This is a genomic window from Pseudomonas sp. 1928-m (assembly GCF_029269135.1).
Taxonomy (GTDB): domain Bacteria; phylum Pseudomonadota; class Gammaproteobacteria; order Pseudomonadales; family Pseudomonadaceae; genus Aquipseudomonas.
This window is the reverse complement of record NZ_JARIXO010000002.1, coordinates 124,283-141,665: the sequence shown is the minus strand read 5'-3', so window position 1 is coordinate 141,665 and position 17,383 is coordinate 124,283. Positions and strand designations below refer to the sequence as shown.

Genomic DNA, 17,383 nt, shown 5'->3' with positions numbered 1-17,383 from the left:
ATAGTTCGGTGCGGCGTCAGGTGCAGCGTCAGGACGCGGCGTGGTGCAGTTCACGCACCAGCGAATCGGCATTGATCTCGCTGATCGATTTGGCCCCGGTCAGCACCATGGCCACGCGCATTTCCTTCTCGATCAGCTCCAGCAGGTTGCTTACCCCCGCGCCACCGGCAGCGGCTAGGGCGTAGATAAAGGCGCGGCCGAGCATCACCGTGTCGGCGCCAAGGGCGATCATGCGCACCACGTCCAGACCGGTGCGAATGCCGGAGTCGGCCAGAATCGCCAGCTGGCCTTTCACTGCATCGGCAATCGCCGGCAGGGCGCGGGCGCTGGACATCACGCCATCGAGTTGGCGGCCGCCGTGGTTGGAGACGACGATGCCGTCGGCGCCGAAGCTCACGGCGTCCTTGGCATCCTGCGGGTCGAGGATGCCCTTGATGACCATCGGGCCGTCCCAGAATTCACGAATCCACTCCAGGTCCTTCCAGCTGATCGAGGGGTCGAAGTTGTTGCCCAGCCAGCCGATATAGTCGGCCAGGCCCGTGGGGTTGCCCCGGTAGGCGGAGATATTGCCGAGGTCATGGGGCTTGCCGAGCAGGCCGACATCCCAGGCCCAGCGCGGGTGGGTCATGGCTTGCAGCATGCGCCGCAGAGGCGCGTTCGGGCCGCTCATGCCGGAGTGGGCATCGCGGTAACGTGCGCCGGGCACCGGCATATCCACGGTAAATACCAGGGTGGTCACGCCTGCGGCCTTGGCCCGCTCCAGGGCGTTTTTCATAAAGCCGCGGTCTTTCAGCACATACAGCTGAAACCACATCGGCCGGTCGATGGCCGGCGCGACTTCTTCAATCGGACACACCGAAACGGTCGACAGGGTGAAAGGAATTCCCTTGGCAGCGGCGGCCTTGGCGGCCTGCACTTCACCACGGCGGGCGTACATGCCGGTCAGGCCGACCGGGGCCAGGGCCACCGGCATGCTCAGGGTTTCATTGAACAGGCGGGTCTCCAGGCTCAGTTCCGACATGTTGCGCAGCACGCGCTGGCGCAGGGCAATGTCCGCCAGGTCGGCGACGTTGCGTTTAAGCGTGTGCTCGGCGTAGGCGCCGCCGTCGATGTAGTGGAACAGAAACGGCGGCAGCCGGCGTTGGGCGGCGGCGCGGTAGTCGGTGGAGGCAGAAATGATCATGGAGTCACCCAAGCAGGAAAAAGGGTTTGTAGCAAAACGCCAATGCGCGCCGCCCTAGCGGCGCGCATTCAGGCGTGTATCAGCTCGCCATCAACGGGTCGCTGACGCCCAGCACGTACACCGCGAATAATGCGATCAGGCCGGTAAACAGCACGTAGTACAGGGTAGGCCAGACGGTCTTGCGCAGGATGCTGCCTTCGCGGCCCAGTAGGCCAACCGTGGCCGAAGCGGCGACCACGTTGTGGATCGCCACCATGTTGCCCGCCGCGGCGCCAATCGCCTGTACCGCGACTATCAGGGCGCTGGAAATACCCAGGCTGCTGGCCACGCCGAACTGGAACTGGCTGAACATCATATTGCTGACGGTGTTGGAGCCGGCAATAAAGGCGCCCAGGGCACCCACGCTAGGCGCCAGCAGCGGGTAGATGCCGCCCACGCTATCGGCCACCCAGCGCGCCATCAGGATCGGCATGCTCGACAGCTCGGCGGCGTTAACCCCGGAGTTGATCAGGATGCGCACCATAGGCACGGTAAACAGCAGCACAAAGCCGGCGCTCAGCAGCACGCCCGAGGATTCCTTGACCGCCGAACCGAGGTCACGCAGCTTCATACCGTGGAAGAAGAAGGTGGCGATGACCACGGTCACCAGAATCCCGCCCGGCAGGTACAGCGGTTGGAAGTTGGCGCCGATACCGGTTTCGCCGAGTAGGTCAGGGAAGTTCAGCATCACTGCCTTCAATGCAGTGCTGACCTCGGGGAATACCCGGCTGATCACCAGCAGCACACCCACCAGCACATAGGGCAGCCAGGCGCGCAGGGCGCTCATTGGCTTGGCGGTTATCTGGTCGAGTTTCATCTCCACGGTGCCCAGCCACTCGGTTGGCCATTTATCCGCCGGGGCGAAATCCCAGGTGGTTTTTGGCAGCAGAAAGCCCATGCGCGCGGCGCTGGTGACAATCGCCAGGCCAATCAAACCGCCACCCAGCGATGGAAATTCCGGGCCGAGGAACACGCCGGTCAAGGCGTAAGGAATGGTGAACGCCAGGCCGGCGAAGATCGCAAATGGCAGCACTTCAAAACCAGCTTTCCAGCTTTTCTCGGTGCCGAAGAAACGCGTCAGCATCAGCACCATCACCAGCGGCATCACGGTGCCGACAATGGCGTGGATGATCGCCACTTCACTGGTGATCAACTGCAGGAATTGCGCCCAGGATGAACCCTGTTCAGCCAGCTGCGCGCCGATGGTGGCCGAATCCAGGCCGGTGTTGACCCCGACGATGATCGGTGTACCCACCGCGCCGAAGGATACTGGTGTGCTCTGCACCAGCATGCCGAGCATCACTGCAGCCATGGCCGGGAAGCCGATGGCCACCAGCAATGGTGCCGCGATAGCGGCGGGTGTGCCGAAGCCAGACGCGCCCTCGATAAAGCAGCCGAACAGCCAGGCGATGATGATCGCCTGAATGCGCCGGTCCGGGCTGATGGTGGCAAAGCCTGCGCGAATCGCCGTGATGCCGCCGGAATGCTTGAGGGTGTTAAGCAGCAGAATCGCGCCGAAGATGATCCACAGCAGGCCCAGGGTGATCAGCAACCCCTGCAAGGTGGAGGCGAGTAAGCGATTGAAGCTCATGTCCCAGGCAAACAGTGCGACACCAGCGGTGAGCAGGTAAACCAGGGGCATCGCATGTTTGGCCGGCCAGCGCAGGCCGATCAGCAAAACGGCGGCCAGCAGGATCGGGGAAAAAGCCAGTAGAGCAAGAAGACCTGTCGACATGGTGGTCTCTCCTTAACGCTGCGCAATGCGCATGGGTGAATGCAGGTGCGCGTCGGGCTGTAGCGCTGCGGCGGATATAAGCAATAGAGCCGGCATAGGGAGACCTCGTTGGATTCTTGGAATTGTTCTTGTTTGGTTAATTGGTAATACCAATTTACAGGGCTGCGCGGTCAGGGTAAAAGTGCGGGCTCCAGCCTGTCAATTAGCTGCCTTACGACTTTGGTAGTAAGGCTTCACCTTGCGGGGCTGAGGAGGCGGCGATAGGCTTGCCGGCAACGGGCCGCAAAGGCCCATTGCAGGTGGTCAAACCAGTGGAGTGCGGATGATGGAAGTAGGTTCGGTGCGGCAGCGCCGTTTGTCGGACGATATCGTCAGCCAACTGGAAACCATGATCCTCGAAGGCACGCTCAAGGCCGGCGAACGCTTGCCGGCGGAGCGGGTGCTGGCCGAGCAGTTCGGCGTATCCCGGCCATCGCTGCGTGAAGCGATTCAGAAGCTGGCAGCCAAGGGCCTGCTGGTCAGTCGGCATGGCGGCGGCAACTATGTGGCGGAAACCCTCGGCTCGACTTTCAGTGACCCGCTGCTGCACCTGTTGGAAAGCAACCCCGAAGCTCAGCGCGATCTGCTTGAGTTTCGCCACACCCTGGAAGGCTCTTGCGCGTTTTATGCCGCGCAGCGCGCCACCGAACTGGATCGCCAGCGCCTAAGCGATGCCTTCGCCGCACTTCAAGATTGCTACAGCCGCAGCGGCAAGGTGACCCGCGCCGAAGAGGGCGCGGCCGATGCCAACTTCCACCTGGCGATTGCTGAAGCTAGCCACAACGCCGTATTGCTGCACACCATTCGCGGGCTGTTCGACCTGCTCAAGCGCAACGTGGTGACCAATATCGGCGGTATGTACGCCCAGCGTGATGAAACCCGCGACATGCTGATCGAACAGCACCGCATGCTTTATCAGGCGATTATCGAAGGCCGCGCCGAAGACGCCCGCGCGCTGTCCAACCGGCATATCGACTATGTGCAGGAAGTGCTGGCCGAAGTGCAGCAGCAGGCGCGCCGTGAAGAGCGCGCCCTGCGCCGGGGTGGCCCTTCACCGCGCTAATGGGTACGCAGCGAGTGTTGTAGGAGCCAGCATGGTGGCGATCAGGCCACAGGATCGCCAGCATGCTGGACCACAGCAAGCTGGCTTCTACGGAGTGCTTGGCTTCTCGGCAAGCGCACGCAGACGTCCAGCCCACCGAGGGGCGATTCGCCCAGTTCGATAGTGGCGCGGTGCAGTTCCACCACCCTTAGCACGATGGACAGGCCCAGCCCGGCGCCCTGACCGTCGCCAAGTCGATAGAAACGCTCGAAGAGTTTTTCCCGCTGCGCTTCATCCACGCCAGGGCCGCTGTCCTGCACGCGCAGCACGATGGCATCTGCCTGAGCCTCCAGCTGTACCTGAATGCGCCCGCCATCGGGGGTGTACTGCACGGCATTGCTGATCAGGTTCTGCAGCAGCGTTCCCAGGCTCGGGCCATCGGCGAGCAGCTGATAATCGGCCGGTTCAATGGCCTCCAGATTGAGCTCCTGATGACGCTCCAACGCCAGTGGAATCAACTCCGCCAGCTCGTTGCGCACAAACCCGAGCAGGTCCAGTTCGCCCATGGCCAGTTGCACCACGTTGGGGTCCAGTCGCGCCAGGGTTAGCAGCTGCGCCACTACCCGGGTGGCGCGTTCGACGCCTGTGCCGAGCTGTCGCAGGGCATCGTTGCGGTCTTGCGGATCGGGAGCTTCCAGGGCGTTCTGCGCGTGGATGCGCAGCACCGCCAATGGCGTGCGCAGTTCATGGGCGGCGTCGGCAATAAAGCGCTTTTCCTGATCGAGCAACTGGTTGACCTGCATCAGCAGGCGGTTGAGCGAGGCGCCCATCGGCTCCAGTTCCTGCGGCAGCGGGCCGAAGGTCAGCGGCGCGAGGTTATCCGGTGCGCGGGCCTTGATTGATTCGGCCATGCGCTGCAGCGGGCGCAAACCAAAACCTACGGCCAGCCAGAGCAGCAGGGCCAGTAGCGGCAGGCCAATCAGCAGCGGTTGCAGGGTGCGCCGGGCAATCTTGCCGGACAGCTCGCCGCGCACGTCTTCGCGCTCACCCACCAGTACCCAGTGATGGTCGACGTTGTCGTGCAGCACAAACACCCGCCAGCGGTGTTCGCCGAGGGTCATGGTGTGGTAACCGCTAAGGTATTTGGCCAAGCGGTTGAGGCGTTCGCTCAGTGGTTGCTCGCCGGCCGGCAGGTTAAGGCCGAGCTGGGCAATCATCTCCATCAGCAGGCCTTTGGGCGCGCTTGCGGACTGGAATACCAGCTCGCCGTTGTCATCGAGCATCTGGAAGGCCAGCTTGCTCTCGTAATCGTGTCCCAGTAGGCCGTCGAGGTTGCGCGGACTGTTTTTCAGCAGCAGGGCTTCGTCCAGTGCCGCCTGCAAATCGCGGCGCGAATCGGCGGACAGCTCGTGACGTACCAGGCCCATGAGCATGCGCGAGGTCTGCGCCAGCTGGGCGTCGAACAGCTCTTCCACTTCATGGCTGGCATCGCGGTAAATCTTGTGGCTGATCAGCCCCAGGGAAACGCTCAACAAAGTCAGCAGCAATACCAGCAAACGCGCGCGGATCGAGCGCAGCACCTTCGGCRTGTTATTTATCCACCAGGTAGCCGACGCCGCGCACGGTGCGGATCAGCTCGGGAAAGAATTTTTTGCGCAGATGGTGCACATGCACTTCCAGGGCGTTGCTTTCCAGCTCTTCGTCCCAGCCATAGAGTGCCTGTTGCAGCTTGTCGCGGGTCATCACCCGGCCCGGCTGGGCGAGCAGTTCGTGCAGCAAAAGGAATTCCTTGCGTGGCAGATTGACCGCCTGGCCTTGATAGCTGACGGCCTGGCTGGCGGGGTCGAGGCTGATGCCGCGGTATTCCAGCGCCGGTTGCGGGCGGTTGAAGCTGCGCCGCAGCAGGGCGCGCATGCGCGCCTTGAGTTCGGCGACATCGAAGGGTTTGATCAGGTAATCATCGGCCCCGGCATCCAGCCCGGCGATACGGTCGCTGGTGGAGTCGCGGGCGGTCAGCACCAGCACCGGCACCGGGTTGGCGGCGGCGCGCAGGTGCTTGAGCACCTGCAAACCGTCCATGCGCGGCAGGCCAAGGTCGAGAATCGCCAGCTCGAAGCTCTCGCTGCTCAGGGCATGCAGCGCACTGCTGCCATCCTGCACCCAGTCGACGGTGTAACCCTCGGGCTTGAGGGCGGTGCGAATACCTTCGCCAAGGGCTTTGTCGTCTTCGACCAGCAGAATGCGCATGCAGTGATTCCCGGTTTTTTCTATTCAAGCTCGCGTAGGCGAGATTAGTCCAGCTCGGCTTTGACCTTGCTGAGTAATGCTGCGATTTCCTCTTTGCGGCCGGCGTCTGCGGACAGGCGATTAGGTCGTGGTGGTGCCTGCAGGGCTTTTTCCAGGGCTACCTTGGCTTCCGCAAAGCGTTTGGCGCGGGCCAGGTAGTCGCCATAGAAGTAGTTGGGGTCGATGCCATCCGGGTTGATCGCCAGGGCCTGCTTGAGCATGGCTTCGGCCTTCTCATCATCGCCAAAGCCGACCGGCCAGCCGGGTACCTGGTAGTAGAGGCTGCCGAGGCTGGTGTAGGCCGAGCCGGACAGCGCCTTGGGGTCCAGGGCCAGGCCCTGCTCCAGGCTGGCCTTGGCCTCCTTGACCAAACCGAGGGCACCCAGGCCGCCTTTGGCGCTGGCGTAGGTGCTGAGGATGATGCCGTTCCAGATCTGCAGTTCGGCGGCGTTCGGCTCGGCGGCGACGGCTTTTTGCGCCTGTTCACTGAGACTGGCGAAGGCTTTTTCGCGTTGTTCCTTGGGCAGCTGGTAATTGATCTCGGCCCAACGGTCCTGCAGGGTTTGCAGTTGGGCCTGGCCCTGTTCGCTAAGGGCAAAGCTGGGCAGGCTGGAGAGGCAGAGCAGGGCGCAAGCGGCGGTACGGATAAGCTTCATCGGGGTGTCCTCTTAGGGTTTGCTGCGGGCAAAGCGCTGGATAATCGGCAGTTGTTTGCGCAGGGCCTGGTCGACCAGGCGCGGCAGCAGGCTGTTGAGGCGCACAAAGAGTTGTTCCGGCCAGCCCAGGTAGCGCTCTTCCTCCTCACGGCGAATGGCCGCCAGCAGCTGCAGGGCCACGCTGTGCGGGTCGTCCATGGCGACGTTCAACTCATCATTCATGGCCACCACGTTGGCTGCGTTCATGCTGGTGCGGGTGGCGCGTGGAGCGAAGTAGAGAACCTTGATCTGGGTGTCGGCCAGCTCGCGGCGCAGCGCTTCGGAGAAACCGCGCAGGGCGAACTTGCTGGCGCAGTAGGCGCTGAAACCGGGGTAACCGATGGAGCCGAAGGTCGAGCCGAGGTTGACCAGCAGCGCGCGCTTTTGCTGGCGCAGCAGCGGCAGCAGGCGGTGGGTCAGCTGCAGGGTGGCGGTGACGTTGAGTGCGATCAGCTCGGCGATGGCGCTTTCGTCATGCTGCTCCAGCAGGCCGAAGTGATTGACCCCGGCGGCATTGATCAGCGTATTGATGCCGCCGAAGCGCTGCGCAGCAGCGACCACCGCCTCACGGCCGCTGCGTTGGCAGATATCGGCAGCCACTACCGTGACCTTACCCGCGTGGGCCTGGGCCAGTGCCTGCAAGGCATCGGGCTGGCGGCTGACCAGCAGCAGTTGCGCACCTTCGTTGAGCAGGGCGGCGACCAGTGCCTGGCCGATTCCGCCACTGGCGCCGGTGATTACGGCGCGGCATTCGGAAATTTTCATGGGCTTTCCTCAGGCACTCAGCGGCAGGCTGCGGAACATGTCGCCATACAGGCGGTAGACCACTTTGGCGGTGTGCACCACGGCAGCTTTGTCGTCGTTGTCGAGCTGATTCATCAGTTTTTTGAAGAATTCGATGTGTTCCAGGTCCAGGCTGCCGTGGGAACTCAGGTAGCTGAAGGCCTTGTTCGGCAGTTGCAGCTTGTCCTGAATCACCCCGGCAACCTGGGTGGCGAGGGCGATGCTGGTGCCTTCCAGCACATTGACCATGCCGAAGAAACTCACCGGGTTGTGTCGGGCGATGCGGTCGTAGACGTAGCTGACCATCAGCTCGGTGGGCAGCCTGGGCGTGCCGTTGCGCACGGCCTCCTTATCCGCGCCGCAGGCGGCGATGTCATTGAGTACCCATTCCTGGTGGCCCTTCTCCTCGTCGATATATTCGGCGATGGCCTCGCGCAACCACTCCATCCGTTCCGGCAGGCGTGCGCCGCAGGCCATCAGCAAGGGCACGGTGTGTTTAACGTGGTGGTAGGCCTCGGTGAGAAAGGCCACGTAGCTGTTCAGGCTGACGGTGCCGGCCATGGCCTGGGCAATGATCGGCGCACTGAGCAGGTAATTGCGTTCAGCGCTGGTTTGTTCAAGCAGGGCTTCGTAAAAGCTCATCAGGCATCTCCGTAGCAGGATTCATTGGCCATCAATTGCTCGATGGCGTGCTGGTAGTGGTCGAGCAGGGCAGTGCGGCGCAGGCGACCGTTGCTGGTGGCCAGCTGGTTGGCGCTGCTGAAAGGCTGCGCGGCGCGCAGCCAGTGGTGCACGCGGGCGTAGTCGGGCAGTGATTGGTTGGCGGTAGCCACGGCTTCGGCCAGTTGGCTGTCGCTGGTAGTCGGGAAGCGCGGCACCAGCACGGCAACGTTGCCCGGCAGGGCTTCGCCGTGCAGCCAGGCCTGGGCAATCTGCTGTTGCTGCACCAGCTCGGCCTCGACCCACTCCGGGTTGACGTTGCGGCCGAAGGCGGTGATGAACTGGTGCTTTTTGCGCCCGTGCAGCACAAGGTATTTGCCGTCGAAATGGCCCAGATCGCCGGTACCCAGCCATTCTTCGGTGGTGGACGGTTCGCCCAGATAGCCGAGCAAGCGCGGGCCTTTGACCAGCACTTCGTCGTCCGTACCCAGGCGCACCTGCAGGTGTGGCAGTGGCTGGCCGACGCTGCCGATGCGGCGGCTTTCAGGGGTGTTCAGGCACACCACCGAGGCGCACTCCGACAGGCCGTAGCCCTCGAATACCGGCAGCCCCAGAGCATCGGCGCGCTGCAGCAACTGGCTGGCGACGCGGCCACCGCCGACGGCGATAAAACGCAGGCAGCTCGGCACCTGTAGGCCGCGTTCGGCGGCGCTGACCAGGGCCAGCAGCAACTGCGGCAGCAGAATCAGGCTATTGGGCTGTGCCTGGGCCAGGGCGCCGAGAAAAGCCGGCAGGTCGAACTGGCTGGCACCCAGCAGGCCGATCTGCGCCATGGGCATCAGCTCGATCCGCGCCCCGGCCAACAAGGGTGCATAAACCCCGGCGATATTCTCCAGAAGGGTGGCCAGCGGCAGTACGCACAGATGGCGTTCGACCTTGCAGCTGGCGCTGGCCTGCACCAGGCTCTGCGCCACGGCCAGTTGCGTGGCGATATCCAGGCACACGCCTTTAGGCTGCCCCGTGGTGCCGGAGGTATAAGTGATCTTGCAGGTGTCGGCATGTACGGTGGGCGCCTTTACTACAGATCGCAGATGCACGCCAGGTGTGGCCTGGGCGAAGCCGAAGTGGGGCTGGGCGCTGATCAGGCAGTCGATACCGGCGCTGTCCAGCACATGCGTCTGCTGGCTGTCGGAGAAGAACCCCGGCAGCGGCACGCAGACCAGCCCGGCATGCAGGGCGGCGAGGTCCCAGAGTACCCAGTCGATGCCGTTATCCAGGGCCAGGGCAACCCGCCGGGCGCCGAGTTGCTGCAGTTGCGTGCTGCGTTGTGCGACCTCGCTCAGTAGTTGGGCGTAGCTCAGTTCTCGCTCGCCTTCGCGCAGGGCCATGGCATCGCCGAGGGCGGCCAGACGGTTGAACAATGATTCAGCGGCAGGCCACATCAGGCATGTCCTCCAAGGCATAAAAGGCTTGGTGGGCCAGGCGTGGGTAAGCACCCAGCTGCAGCAGGCGCTGATGGCCGGCGTAGATATCGCCGGCCATCACCTGCGGCTGGTTGTCGTAGTAGCTGCCCCAGTCCGCCTGTTCATCGCCCATGCAGTCGGGGCTGGCCGGCCCCAGCGGCAAAGGCGTCAGGCCCAGGCGCTGAAAGCTGTTGAGCAGGGCCAGGGTGCCGGTGAAGCACACCCAGCGATAACCCAGCGCCACCAGCAGATCGGTCAGAGCCACGATCAGCAGCCTTGCTGCACCTGGGCTGCCAGCCGCCAGGTTGCCGACCTCCACCAGTTGTGTGCGCTGCGGCGCATTGACGACCTGCTGCGCGCCAATCACCTGTTCGGCCGGTTGTTGCAGGTAGCGCTCAAGAAACAGCGGGCCACTGGCGGCGCTGCGTAGGCCCACCGCGCCGAGCAGTTGCCCGTCGCGGTCCTCCAGGCTGAGCAGGCAGGGCATGAAATGACGGATACGCGCCTGATGCTGAGCGGCAAAGCGCTCGCCGATAAAGGCTTCAATCCCCGCTCGGCGAGGGCTGGCGGCGTTGGCCAGATAGAGACTGAGCGGCTGCTCGCGGCCAATTTGTGCAAGTGCAGTGTCGTGATACACCCAAGGCAGCTCCATAACAGGAACCTCATCTGAGAACTTGGGTGCGAGTTTCGGTGTCCAGGCTTAACGGCAAATTAAGTCGCAAATTCTTTTGTGCGTTGTTCCGCGAGCATTTCATTGCTTGCGCTGCAACCGCATCAGCCCATAGCCTGCGAAGCCCTACTTGCAGGATGACTGCAGGTTTTATTTGCCCTGACCTTAGAGGGTGGTTACAAACGTAGCGAGCGAAGGCCAGGCAAGGCGAAATCAGCCGAAAAAGCGCAGTGTACGAGTTGTACATGAGCATTTTGAGGCTGATTTCAACGCAGCATGGCCGAGCGCAGTAGTTTGTAGACGCCCTCATAAACGCCAAAACGCTCGGAGATAGTTATGCCCCCTATGGATACTGAGCAACAACTGGCGGCCCGTCTGGCCATCCTGGAAAACCCTGAGGCGCAGGACTGCACGGTCTACCGCGCCGATGATCAGGACCCGGAAGCCGAGGAAGTGGATCTGGGTGATGCCAAGGTGCTGTTCTGCGGCCCGTTTGAGGCTCCGGCCGATTGGGATGCGGCGGAGCGCGAGGACTATTTCGGCGACAGCGCGCCTGAGCTGTTCGTCAATGCGCGTATCGAGTGCGAAGCCAAACCGGGCTCCAAGGGCCATTTCACCGTGGACATCGGCGACTACGTAGCCGCCCAGCCTGGCCTGGGTGAAGTCGTGATGTTCTACGTGCACGACTACCTGGAAGACGACAGCGGCTGCACCTATGTGCTGCTGCGTGATGAAGAGGTGCTGGAATAATCCAGCCACCGCACTGGGCTTCTTGCTGAAGCCCAGTCACATGCTGCCTGTCTCCATTTCCTCGCTGACCGTCTATCCATCGTTTGCCCTGTAGTACCGGGTTATTACCCGCGCTGGGCGGATCGGGATAACACTCTGTGCTTCTCAATTCATTGAAGGGAGCAGACACATGGCAGCGAAGAAGATTCTCATGCTGGTCGGCGACTACGTCGAAGACTACGAAGTGATGGTGCCGTTTCAGGCACTGCTGATGGTCGGTCATCAGGTGCACGCGGTGTGCCCGGACAAGACCGCAGGGCAGAGCGTGCGCACCGCCATCCACGATTTTGAAGGCGAGCAGACCTACAGCGAAAAGCCAGGGCACAACTTCGCCCTCAACTTCGATTTCGCCCAGGTCAAAGCTGAAAACTACGACGCCCTGTTGATTCCCGGTGGCCGCGCCCCGGAGTACCTACGCCTGAATGCTCAGGTGCTGGCGCTGGTACAGGCCTTCGATAAGGCCGGCAAACCGATTGCAGCGGTCTGCCATGGTGCGCAATTGCTCGCTGCTGCTGGCGTGCTTAAAGGCCGCGAGTGCAGCGCTTACCCGGCCTGTGGCCCGGAAGTCACCCTTGCAGGCGGGCGCTATATCGATATCGCCGTGGATCAGGCCCATGTGCAGGGCAATCTGGTCACTGCTCCGGCCTGGCCGGCGCATCCCAACTGGCTGGCGGCATTCCTCGGCCTGCTGGGTACGCAGATCACGCTGTAAACTGCTGGGGCCAGCCAGGCCCCGCATTCAGGGAGGTAAGCAGCCATGTGCGAGCTGTATGTCAAAGCCGATCCGATTCTCTACGAGTCCCGCGCCCGTTCGCTGCGTATCCGAGGCGTGGTCACCACCCTGCGTCTGGAAAACCAGTTTTGGGACATCCTGCGTGAGATCGCCGAAGTCGATGGCATGACCACCAATCAGCTGATCACCAAGCTGTATGACGAGGTTATGGACTACCGCGGGGAGGTGGTGAATTTCGCGTCTTTTCTGCGTGTTAGTTGCACCCGTTACCTTAGCCAGCGTCGTGCGCCGGCTGAGCTAAGTCTGGTGCGTTCGATCCAGGGTTAAACGCCAGTGGGAATGCGCAGCGCAGGGTCACCCAGCGGGTGGCTGAGCGCATCGAAGAAGCGCAGCTCCACCTTTTGCTCGGCGAACAGGCTGGCGTAGTGCTGCTTCTGCTGGGTGATAAACAGCGGGTTATGCGGGTAGATCGAGATCGCCAGGGTCTTCAGTTCGGCTTGCTGTAAGGCCAGGATCAGGTGCTGGTCCTGCGCCGCCAGGCTGTGGCCGAAGATGCACAGCCTGTCCTTGGGCTGCGACAGCTGGCTGTAGCAGTACGACAAGTAGTCAGAACTGCGGATGGCCTTGAGCTTGTCCGCGCTGCTGCCTTCATTGACGAACAGCGGAATATCGCCCAACTGGTTGATGGCGAAACTAGCCAGCAGGGTGCTTTCCGATGAATTGAGAATGCGCGTACTGCCGTCGATATTCTTCACCAGGTGCATGCCGCCGTGCAGGTAAAGCATGCGCGTGGCATTGCCCAGGCGCTGACAGTCGCCGGGGGCGAAGGTTGAATCCGCGCCGCGGAACATATCTTCAAACGCTTCCGGGGCCTGCATAACGGCCCAGTAGTTGAGCAGGTCGTAATTACCGGAATACACCGTCTGATATTGGCTAAGCGCGCTGTTGATCCGCGCCAGGCTGGCGGCCTGCATCTGGCTCCAGGGGATATGCACCGCGCGCACGGCGTGGATCAGCGCTTCCTTGATGGCGAAGTAGCGATGTCGCGGCGACGAGGAGTTGATGGTCAGCGCGGCATTGACCCGGATGCTGTTCTTCAGCGCGCTGAGCACCTGCTCGAAGTTGCTGGTATCCAGGGCGCGGAACACGCTGAGTTCGGTCGCGCTAAGCGGGCGATTACGGGTGGTCTGGGCCTCATCGAACAGTGAGAAATAGGCGAACTTACGCCATACCGCCAGGCTCGCGCCGTTGCCGATCAGCAGCTCGGGGAAGCCGATGCTGCTGTTCAGGGTGTTCCAGTCTTCCAGTTCGCCAGTAAATGCCGGGGTTTGCATAATCGCTAGTTGTCGCCTTGGGTCGTCGTGGTTGTGCAGCGCGCGACTTTAACATGGGGCGCGGCAACAGCCGGCTTCGCCGCTGCGGCCCATTGCACTGCCAGGATGCTGCCCAGCACCGCAATCAACCCCAGCAGCGCTACGCCGGTAATGCTCTGCCCGAGCAATGCCCAGCCTAGCAGCACCGCCACCAGCGGGCTGAGCAAACCCAGAGACGACACAGCCACCGGCGCCAGCCGAGCAATACCGCGAAACCACAACACATAAGCCAGCAGCGCGCCGAACAAAGACAGGTAGGCGTAGCCCAGCCACTGCAGCGGGCTTAGTTGCGGCAGTGGCGGGTCGATCAGCCAGGCCACCGGCAGCAGGAACAGACCGCCAATCAGCAACTGCCAGCCGGTAAAGGCCAGGAGCGGCACAGTCGGCCGCCAGCGCCGCGTCAGGTACGTGCCGCTGGCCATGCAGGCGGTGCCGATAAAGGCGGCGGCAATGCCTATCGGGTCCCAGCTGGCCCCCGGAGCGAGCAATAGGGCGGCCATCCCGGCGATACCCACCACGCTGGCGGCGACCGCAACGGCGGCCGGCCGCTGCTGATCCATCGACCACACCAGGCCCATCACCAGCAGCGGTTGAATCGCCCCAACCACCGCCGCCAAACCGCCCGGCAAGCGGTACGCGGCGACAAACAGCAGCGCCTGGAAGAAGCCGATATTCAGCGCCGCCAGTACCAGCAGGCGCGGCCATTCGCTGCGCCGGGGCAGGTAGCGGCTGTACAGCACCAACAGCAGGCCGGCGGGCAGGGCGCGCAGCAGTGCGGCGGTAAACGGCCGGTCCGGCGGCAGGATCTCGGTGGTGACGATATAGGTCGAGCCCCAGATGGCCGGCGCTAAAGCCGTGATCAATACATCCAGCCAGGAGCTACGCGATGCTGAGCGGTCCATGCATTTGTCTCGTGGTCAAGATAAAATGCGAGGCTAATAGCAACTTGTCTTGGGTTCAAGATAAATTTCCAGAGGTAAGCCAATGGCAGTCCAGCGACAGATGGATGCGGTCGATGCAATTCTTCAGCAGTGGCACCGCGAGCGACCGGACCTGGATGTCAGTCCGATGGGTGTGATCGGCCGCCTTGGCCGCTGTGCATCGCTGCTACGGCGCGAGCTGGACAAACTGTTCAGCAGCTTTGGCCTGACCTCCTGGGAATTTGACGTGCTGGCCACCTTGCGCCGCTCCGGCGAGCCCTACCGCCTGGCCCCGACCACCCTGTTCTCGACCCTGATGGTCACCTCCGGCACCATGACCCGGCAGCTGCAGCAACTGGAAGCCGCAGGCTGGGTCAGTCGTATAGCCAACCCCAGCGATGCGCGCAGCATGCTGGTGCAGTTGACCCCGGCTGGGCTGGAACTGATCGATCGCGCGGTAACCGCGCATGTGGCCAACGAGGCGCGGCTGCTGGCGCCGATTGCCGCCACCGAGCTGGCGCAACTGGAAGCGCGGCTATCTGAGTTGCTGACGGTGCTAGAACCGACTGGCGAGTGAGTTTTCTGCAAACCCGGCCGTGAGCAGGCCTGCAAGATGAGGTGATTAATGAGTAACGAATTGGTGATCGAAGATATTCAGCTGGGTGACGGCAAAGAGGTGGTCAAAGGTGCTCTGATCACCACCCAGTACAACGGATTTCTCGAAGATGGCAGCAAGTTCGATTCCTCCTATGATCGCGGCAAAGCCTTCCAGTGCGTGATCGGCACCGGCCGCGTGATCAAGGGCTGGGACCAGGGCCTGATGGGCATGAAAGTCGGCGGCAAGCGCAAACTCTTCGTACCCGCGCATCTGGGCTATGGCGAGCGCGAGTTCGGCGCGCATATCAAACCGCACTCCAATTTGATCTTCGAGATTGAGCTGCTGGAAGTGCTGACGCGGGATGAGTAGGGCATAGAGTTGCTTTCGGCCAATAATTGATACGTTGTTAAGATGCCTTCAAGGGTGCAAGAAAACTGACGGAAAAGTTAAACATAGTGAGTGCTGTAAATGGTTAACGGATTACACGATCAGCAAAGCGAAATCCCCGAAAGCGACTATAGCCAGTCACTCAAGAAAATGGACGTGGCTACGTGTGAAGCGATGGCAGTTAGCCAGGCTATTAAGATTGATCATGTGGCAAAGCATATCGGTTATTCGGTGCATATATACAAGCGCATTTGTAGACATTCTGTGTCTTTGGTCAGTGCTGTTCCGCGTTCGCGTTGGGTTACGTCGGATTTCGAGAACTGGGATTTTGCCTGCGCTGCTGGTCAAAGTAGGGCAATCATGGAGGGATATTTACTATTTCGCTATCTCGTAATTCCCCCATCCTGCAATGATGAATGGGTAACAAAACTCTTGGTTTTGTACCTCAATGACCGTGTAAGGCGGGCCAAAATGATGGCCGACCTTATGGCCACAGAGGCCGCAGACCAATGGTCTAGTGAGATTGAAGAGCTACGAATAAGGCTCAACTCTAATCCTTGGTTTCTCGCTCTAGATACAGAGGTGAGAAAGGGATGTCTATCAGGCAAGTACTTAATGGTCCAGAATCGCGACCAAATATTAGAATTGGCCGGTTTAGATAGAGGCCAGTTCAATGCAGCTTGGGATCTACTATCGCAATATGCACATATGCTGCCGATGTTATTCACAAGCTCCGAGCCAGACGGCAGAGGTTCAGGCGAAGAAAATCAACAAGACAAAGACTATATTGGAGCTACGGTAGCTTGCTGTGCTGATATTTTAAATACCGCTACCAACATAATGACTACTGAGTTTCCAGCGACAAAAATAGTGCGACAAGGCATTGATTCAATATTCTACAAAGGGCCAAAGTCAAACCACCCTGAATTCCCCAAAAATCATCGATGAAAAACCCTCTTCTGTACGTATATACGTGAGATCTGAACCAAGAGTCTTTGTCGGATTTGAATATTTAAATCCAATTCGACAACTTTTAAGTCGTGCTTATCGAGGCCGATTTTAAACAAAATCGGCCGATTTCTTCCTGCGGCCAACGGTTGAGAGTTCCGAAAGCAACTCGTTACCTTCAGTATTTCTAATAACTTGCTCTCGACGGCCAGGCTACTGTGGCTTCCTTATCTAGGATATCCGAGGTGCTTATCTGGCCAGCGCTTAAACCCACTGATCATTCCGCTTACGCCGCACCCTCAACATGGTCGGCAGGATCAGCCCGGCGAGCAGTCCGCCACCGGCGATGCCGCCGCCGTAGGCCATATAGCGCATCAGCACTTGCTGGTTTTCCTCGCCCAGTTGCGCTTGCAGTGCGCGTAGTTCGGAGTTGGCCTGGCTTAGTTCTATGTCCAGCGCCGAGCGCGCGGTTTGCAGTTCGTCGATCAGGGTTTTGCGTGAATCCAGGGTTTCCTGCATGCCTTGCACGCGGGTTTTCCAGGTGTCGTTGATGCCTTCCAGTTCGGCGCTAAGTTCGGCCACTTTCTGTTCCAGCTGCGGCAGGCGCTCGGCCTGGCCGGGCACGTCCTGCAGGTCGCGGTTGGCAATCCATACCGCGCTGCCGTTATCACCACGCACCTGGCTGTAATCGCCGTCGGTGCGCAGCAGGGTGACCTTTTGCCCGGAGATCAGTGTGCCGACGATGCGGTAGCCGTCGGTTGGGCCGCTGCGTACATAGGTATTCAGGCTGTCGCTGACCCAGCGGTTGCTGCTGGCATTTTCTTCGGCTTGGGCGCTTACGCTTGCCAGCAGGCAGGTAGCGAAGGCGAGACTGTGCAAAGGGCTAAAACTGGTGGGGAGGTGGCGAGATAGGGACATGGGGCAATCTTCACATGGCGATTGAACGAAACCCTCAGGCGGGTGCGATAAATGTCGGCCAGGCGCATTGCCGTGAGCAGTTAGGCGATCGGGATGGAGTGGCGCTATGCAGCTGCTCGCTG

The 17,383-nt window shown here is 61.2% G+C and carries 19 protein-coding genes; 7 read left to right on the top strand and 12 right to left on the bottom strand.

From position 1 onward, the window contains the following. Positions 1-28: 28 nt before the first annotated feature. Together lldD and P3C18_RS10175 are read right to left on the bottom strand one after the other, a co-directional pair. Positions 29-1,183, bottom strand: a complete 1,155-nt coding sequence (lldD, locus tag P3C18_RS10180) for an FMN-dependent L-lactate dehydrogenase LldD (protein WP_275961743.1) — start codon at positions 1,181-1,183, stop codon at positions 29-31. Between the two features lie 79 nt (positions 1,184-1,262). Beyond that, positions 1,263-2,957, bottom strand: a complete 1,695-nt coding sequence (locus P3C18_RS10175) for an L-lactate permease (RefSeq protein ID WP_275961742.1) — start codon at positions 2,955-2,957, stop codon at positions 1,263-1,265. Positions 2,958-3,282: 325 nt separating this feature from the next. Here P3C18_RS10175 and P3C18_RS10170 point away from each other — a divergent pair, with 325 nt between their 5' ends. Then, the gene (locus P3C18_RS10170; protein ID WP_275961741.1) at positions 3,283-4,059 is read left to right on the top strand and encodes an FCD domain-containing protein; all 777 of its coding nucleotides are present in this window, start codon (positions 3,283-3,285) and stop codon (positions 4,057-4,059) included. A 41-nt stretch (positions 4,060-4,100) separates the two neighbouring features. On the opposite strand, the gene P3C18_RS10165 is transcribed toward P3C18_RS10170, so the two are convergent. From P3C18_RS10165 to P3C18_RS10135, 7 genes are read right to left on the bottom strand one after another with little or no spacing between them, the layout of a single operon-like run. Next, entirely contained in the window at positions 4,101-5,615 is a 1,515-nt protein-coding gene (locus tag P3C18_RS10165; protein ID WP_275962043.1) for an ATP-binding protein, read from the bottom strand. Between the two features lie 13 nt (positions 5,616-5,628). Beyond that, positions 5,629-6,285, bottom strand: coding sequence for a response regulator transcription factor (locus tag P3C18_RS10160; RefSeq protein ID WP_275961740.1), 657 nt, complete (start codon positions 6,283-6,285; stop codon positions 5,629-5,631). A 44-nt stretch (positions 6,286-6,329) separates the two neighbouring features. Further along, positions 6,330-6,980: a hypothetical protein gene (locus tag P3C18_RS10155; protein ID WP_275961739.1), complete on the bottom strand. Its 651-nt coding sequence runs from the start codon at positions 6,978-6,980 to the stop codon at positions 6,330-6,332. A 12-nt stretch (positions 6,981-6,992) separates the two neighbouring features. Further along, complete coding sequence (locus P3C18_RS10150) at positions 6,993-7,784, bottom strand: SDR family oxidoreductase (protein ID WP_275961738.1); 792 nt, start codon at positions 7,782-7,784, stop codon at positions 6,993-6,995. A 9-nt stretch (positions 7,785-7,793) separates the two neighbouring features. After that, positions 7,794-8,444, bottom strand: coding sequence for an iron-containing redox enzyme family protein (locus P3C18_RS10145; protein WP_275961737.1), 651 nt, complete (start codon positions 8,442-8,444; stop codon positions 7,794-7,796). After that, positions 8,444-9,904, bottom strand: coding sequence for an AMP-binding protein (locus P3C18_RS10140; RefSeq protein ID WP_275961736.1), 1,461 nt, complete (start codon positions 9,902-9,904; stop codon positions 8,444-8,446). The genes P3C18_RS10145 and P3C18_RS10140 overlap by 1 nt, the downstream gene beginning before the upstream one ends. After that, positions 9,888-10,577, bottom strand: coding sequence for a thermostable hemolysin (locus P3C18_RS10135; protein WP_275961735.1), 690 nt, complete (start codon positions 10,575-10,577; stop codon positions 9,888-9,890). The genes P3C18_RS10140 and P3C18_RS10135 overlap by 17 nt, the downstream gene beginning before the upstream one ends. A gap of 354 nt (positions 10,578-10,931) precedes the next feature. On the opposite strand from P3C18_RS10135, the gene P3C18_RS10130 reads away from it, so the two are divergent. The 3 genes from P3C18_RS10130 (at position 10,932) to P3C18_RS10120 (ending at position 12,444) form a co-directional block, all read left to right on the top strand. After that, a complete protein-coding gene (locus P3C18_RS10130) occupies positions 10,932-11,345 on the top strand; it encodes a hypothetical protein (protein WP_275961734.1) in 414 nt (137 codons plus the stop codon). Positions 11,346-11,514: 169 nt separating this feature from the next. Then, on the top strand, positions 11,515-12,096 hold the full coding sequence (locus tag P3C18_RS10125) for a DJ-1/PfpI family protein (RefSeq protein ID WP_160088776.1): 582 nt from the start codon (positions 11,515-11,517) through the stop codon (positions 12,094-12,096). Between the two features lie 45 nt (positions 12,097-12,141). Beyond that, on the top strand, positions 12,142-12,444 hold the full coding sequence (locus P3C18_RS10120; RefSeq protein ID WP_170048216.1) for a ribbon-helix-helix domain-containing protein: 303 nt from the start codon (positions 12,142-12,144) through the stop codon (positions 12,442-12,444). On the opposite strand, the gene P3C18_RS10115 is transcribed toward P3C18_RS10120, so the two are convergent. Then, entirely contained in the window at positions 12,441-13,451 is a 1,011-nt protein-coding gene (locus tag P3C18_RS10115; RefSeq protein WP_275961733.1) for a DUF4917 family protein, read from the bottom strand. The two genes, P3C18_RS10120 and P3C18_RS10115, sit on opposite strands and share 4 nt — an antisense overlap. A gap of 5 nt (positions 13,452-13,456) precedes the next feature. Further along, a complete protein-coding gene (locus P3C18_RS10110; protein WP_275961732.1) occupies positions 13,457-14,392 on the bottom strand; it encodes a DMT family transporter in 936 nt (311 codons plus the stop codon). An 82-nt stretch (positions 14,393-14,474) separates the two neighbouring features. Here P3C18_RS10110 and P3C18_RS10105 point away from each other — a divergent pair, with 82 nt between their 5' ends. The 3 genes from P3C18_RS10105 to P3C18_RS10095 all read left to right on the top strand — a co-directional run bounded on the left by P3C18_RS10105 (position 14,475) and on the right by P3C18_RS10095 (position 16,343). Further along, positions 14,475-14,987 carry a MarR family transcriptional regulator gene (locus P3C18_RS10105; protein WP_275961731.1) on the top strand — a complete coding sequence of 171 codons (513 nt, stop codon included), beginning with the start codon at positions 14,475-14,477 and terminating at the stop codon, positions 14,985-14,987. A gap of 48 nt (positions 14,988-15,035) precedes the next feature. After that, positions 15,036-15,377: an FKBP-type peptidyl-prolyl cis-trans isomerase gene (locus P3C18_RS10100; RefSeq protein ID WP_275961730.1), complete on the top strand. Its 342-nt coding sequence runs from the start codon at positions 15,036-15,038 to the stop codon at positions 15,375-15,377. A gap of 99 nt (positions 15,378-15,476) precedes the next feature. After that, positions 15,477-16,343, top strand: coding sequence for a hypothetical protein (locus tag P3C18_RS10095; RefSeq protein ID WP_275961729.1), 867 nt, complete (start codon positions 15,477-15,479; stop codon positions 16,341-16,343). Positions 16,344-16,607: 264 nt separating this feature from the next. On the opposite strand, the gene P3C18_RS10090 is transcribed toward P3C18_RS10095, so the two are convergent. Beyond that, on the bottom strand, positions 16,608-17,261 hold the full coding sequence (locus tag P3C18_RS10090) for a TIGR04211 family SH3 domain-containing protein (RefSeq protein ID WP_275961728.1): 654 nt from the start codon (positions 17,259-17,261) through the stop codon (positions 16,608-16,610). Positions 17,262-17,383: the final 122 nt, after the last annotated feature.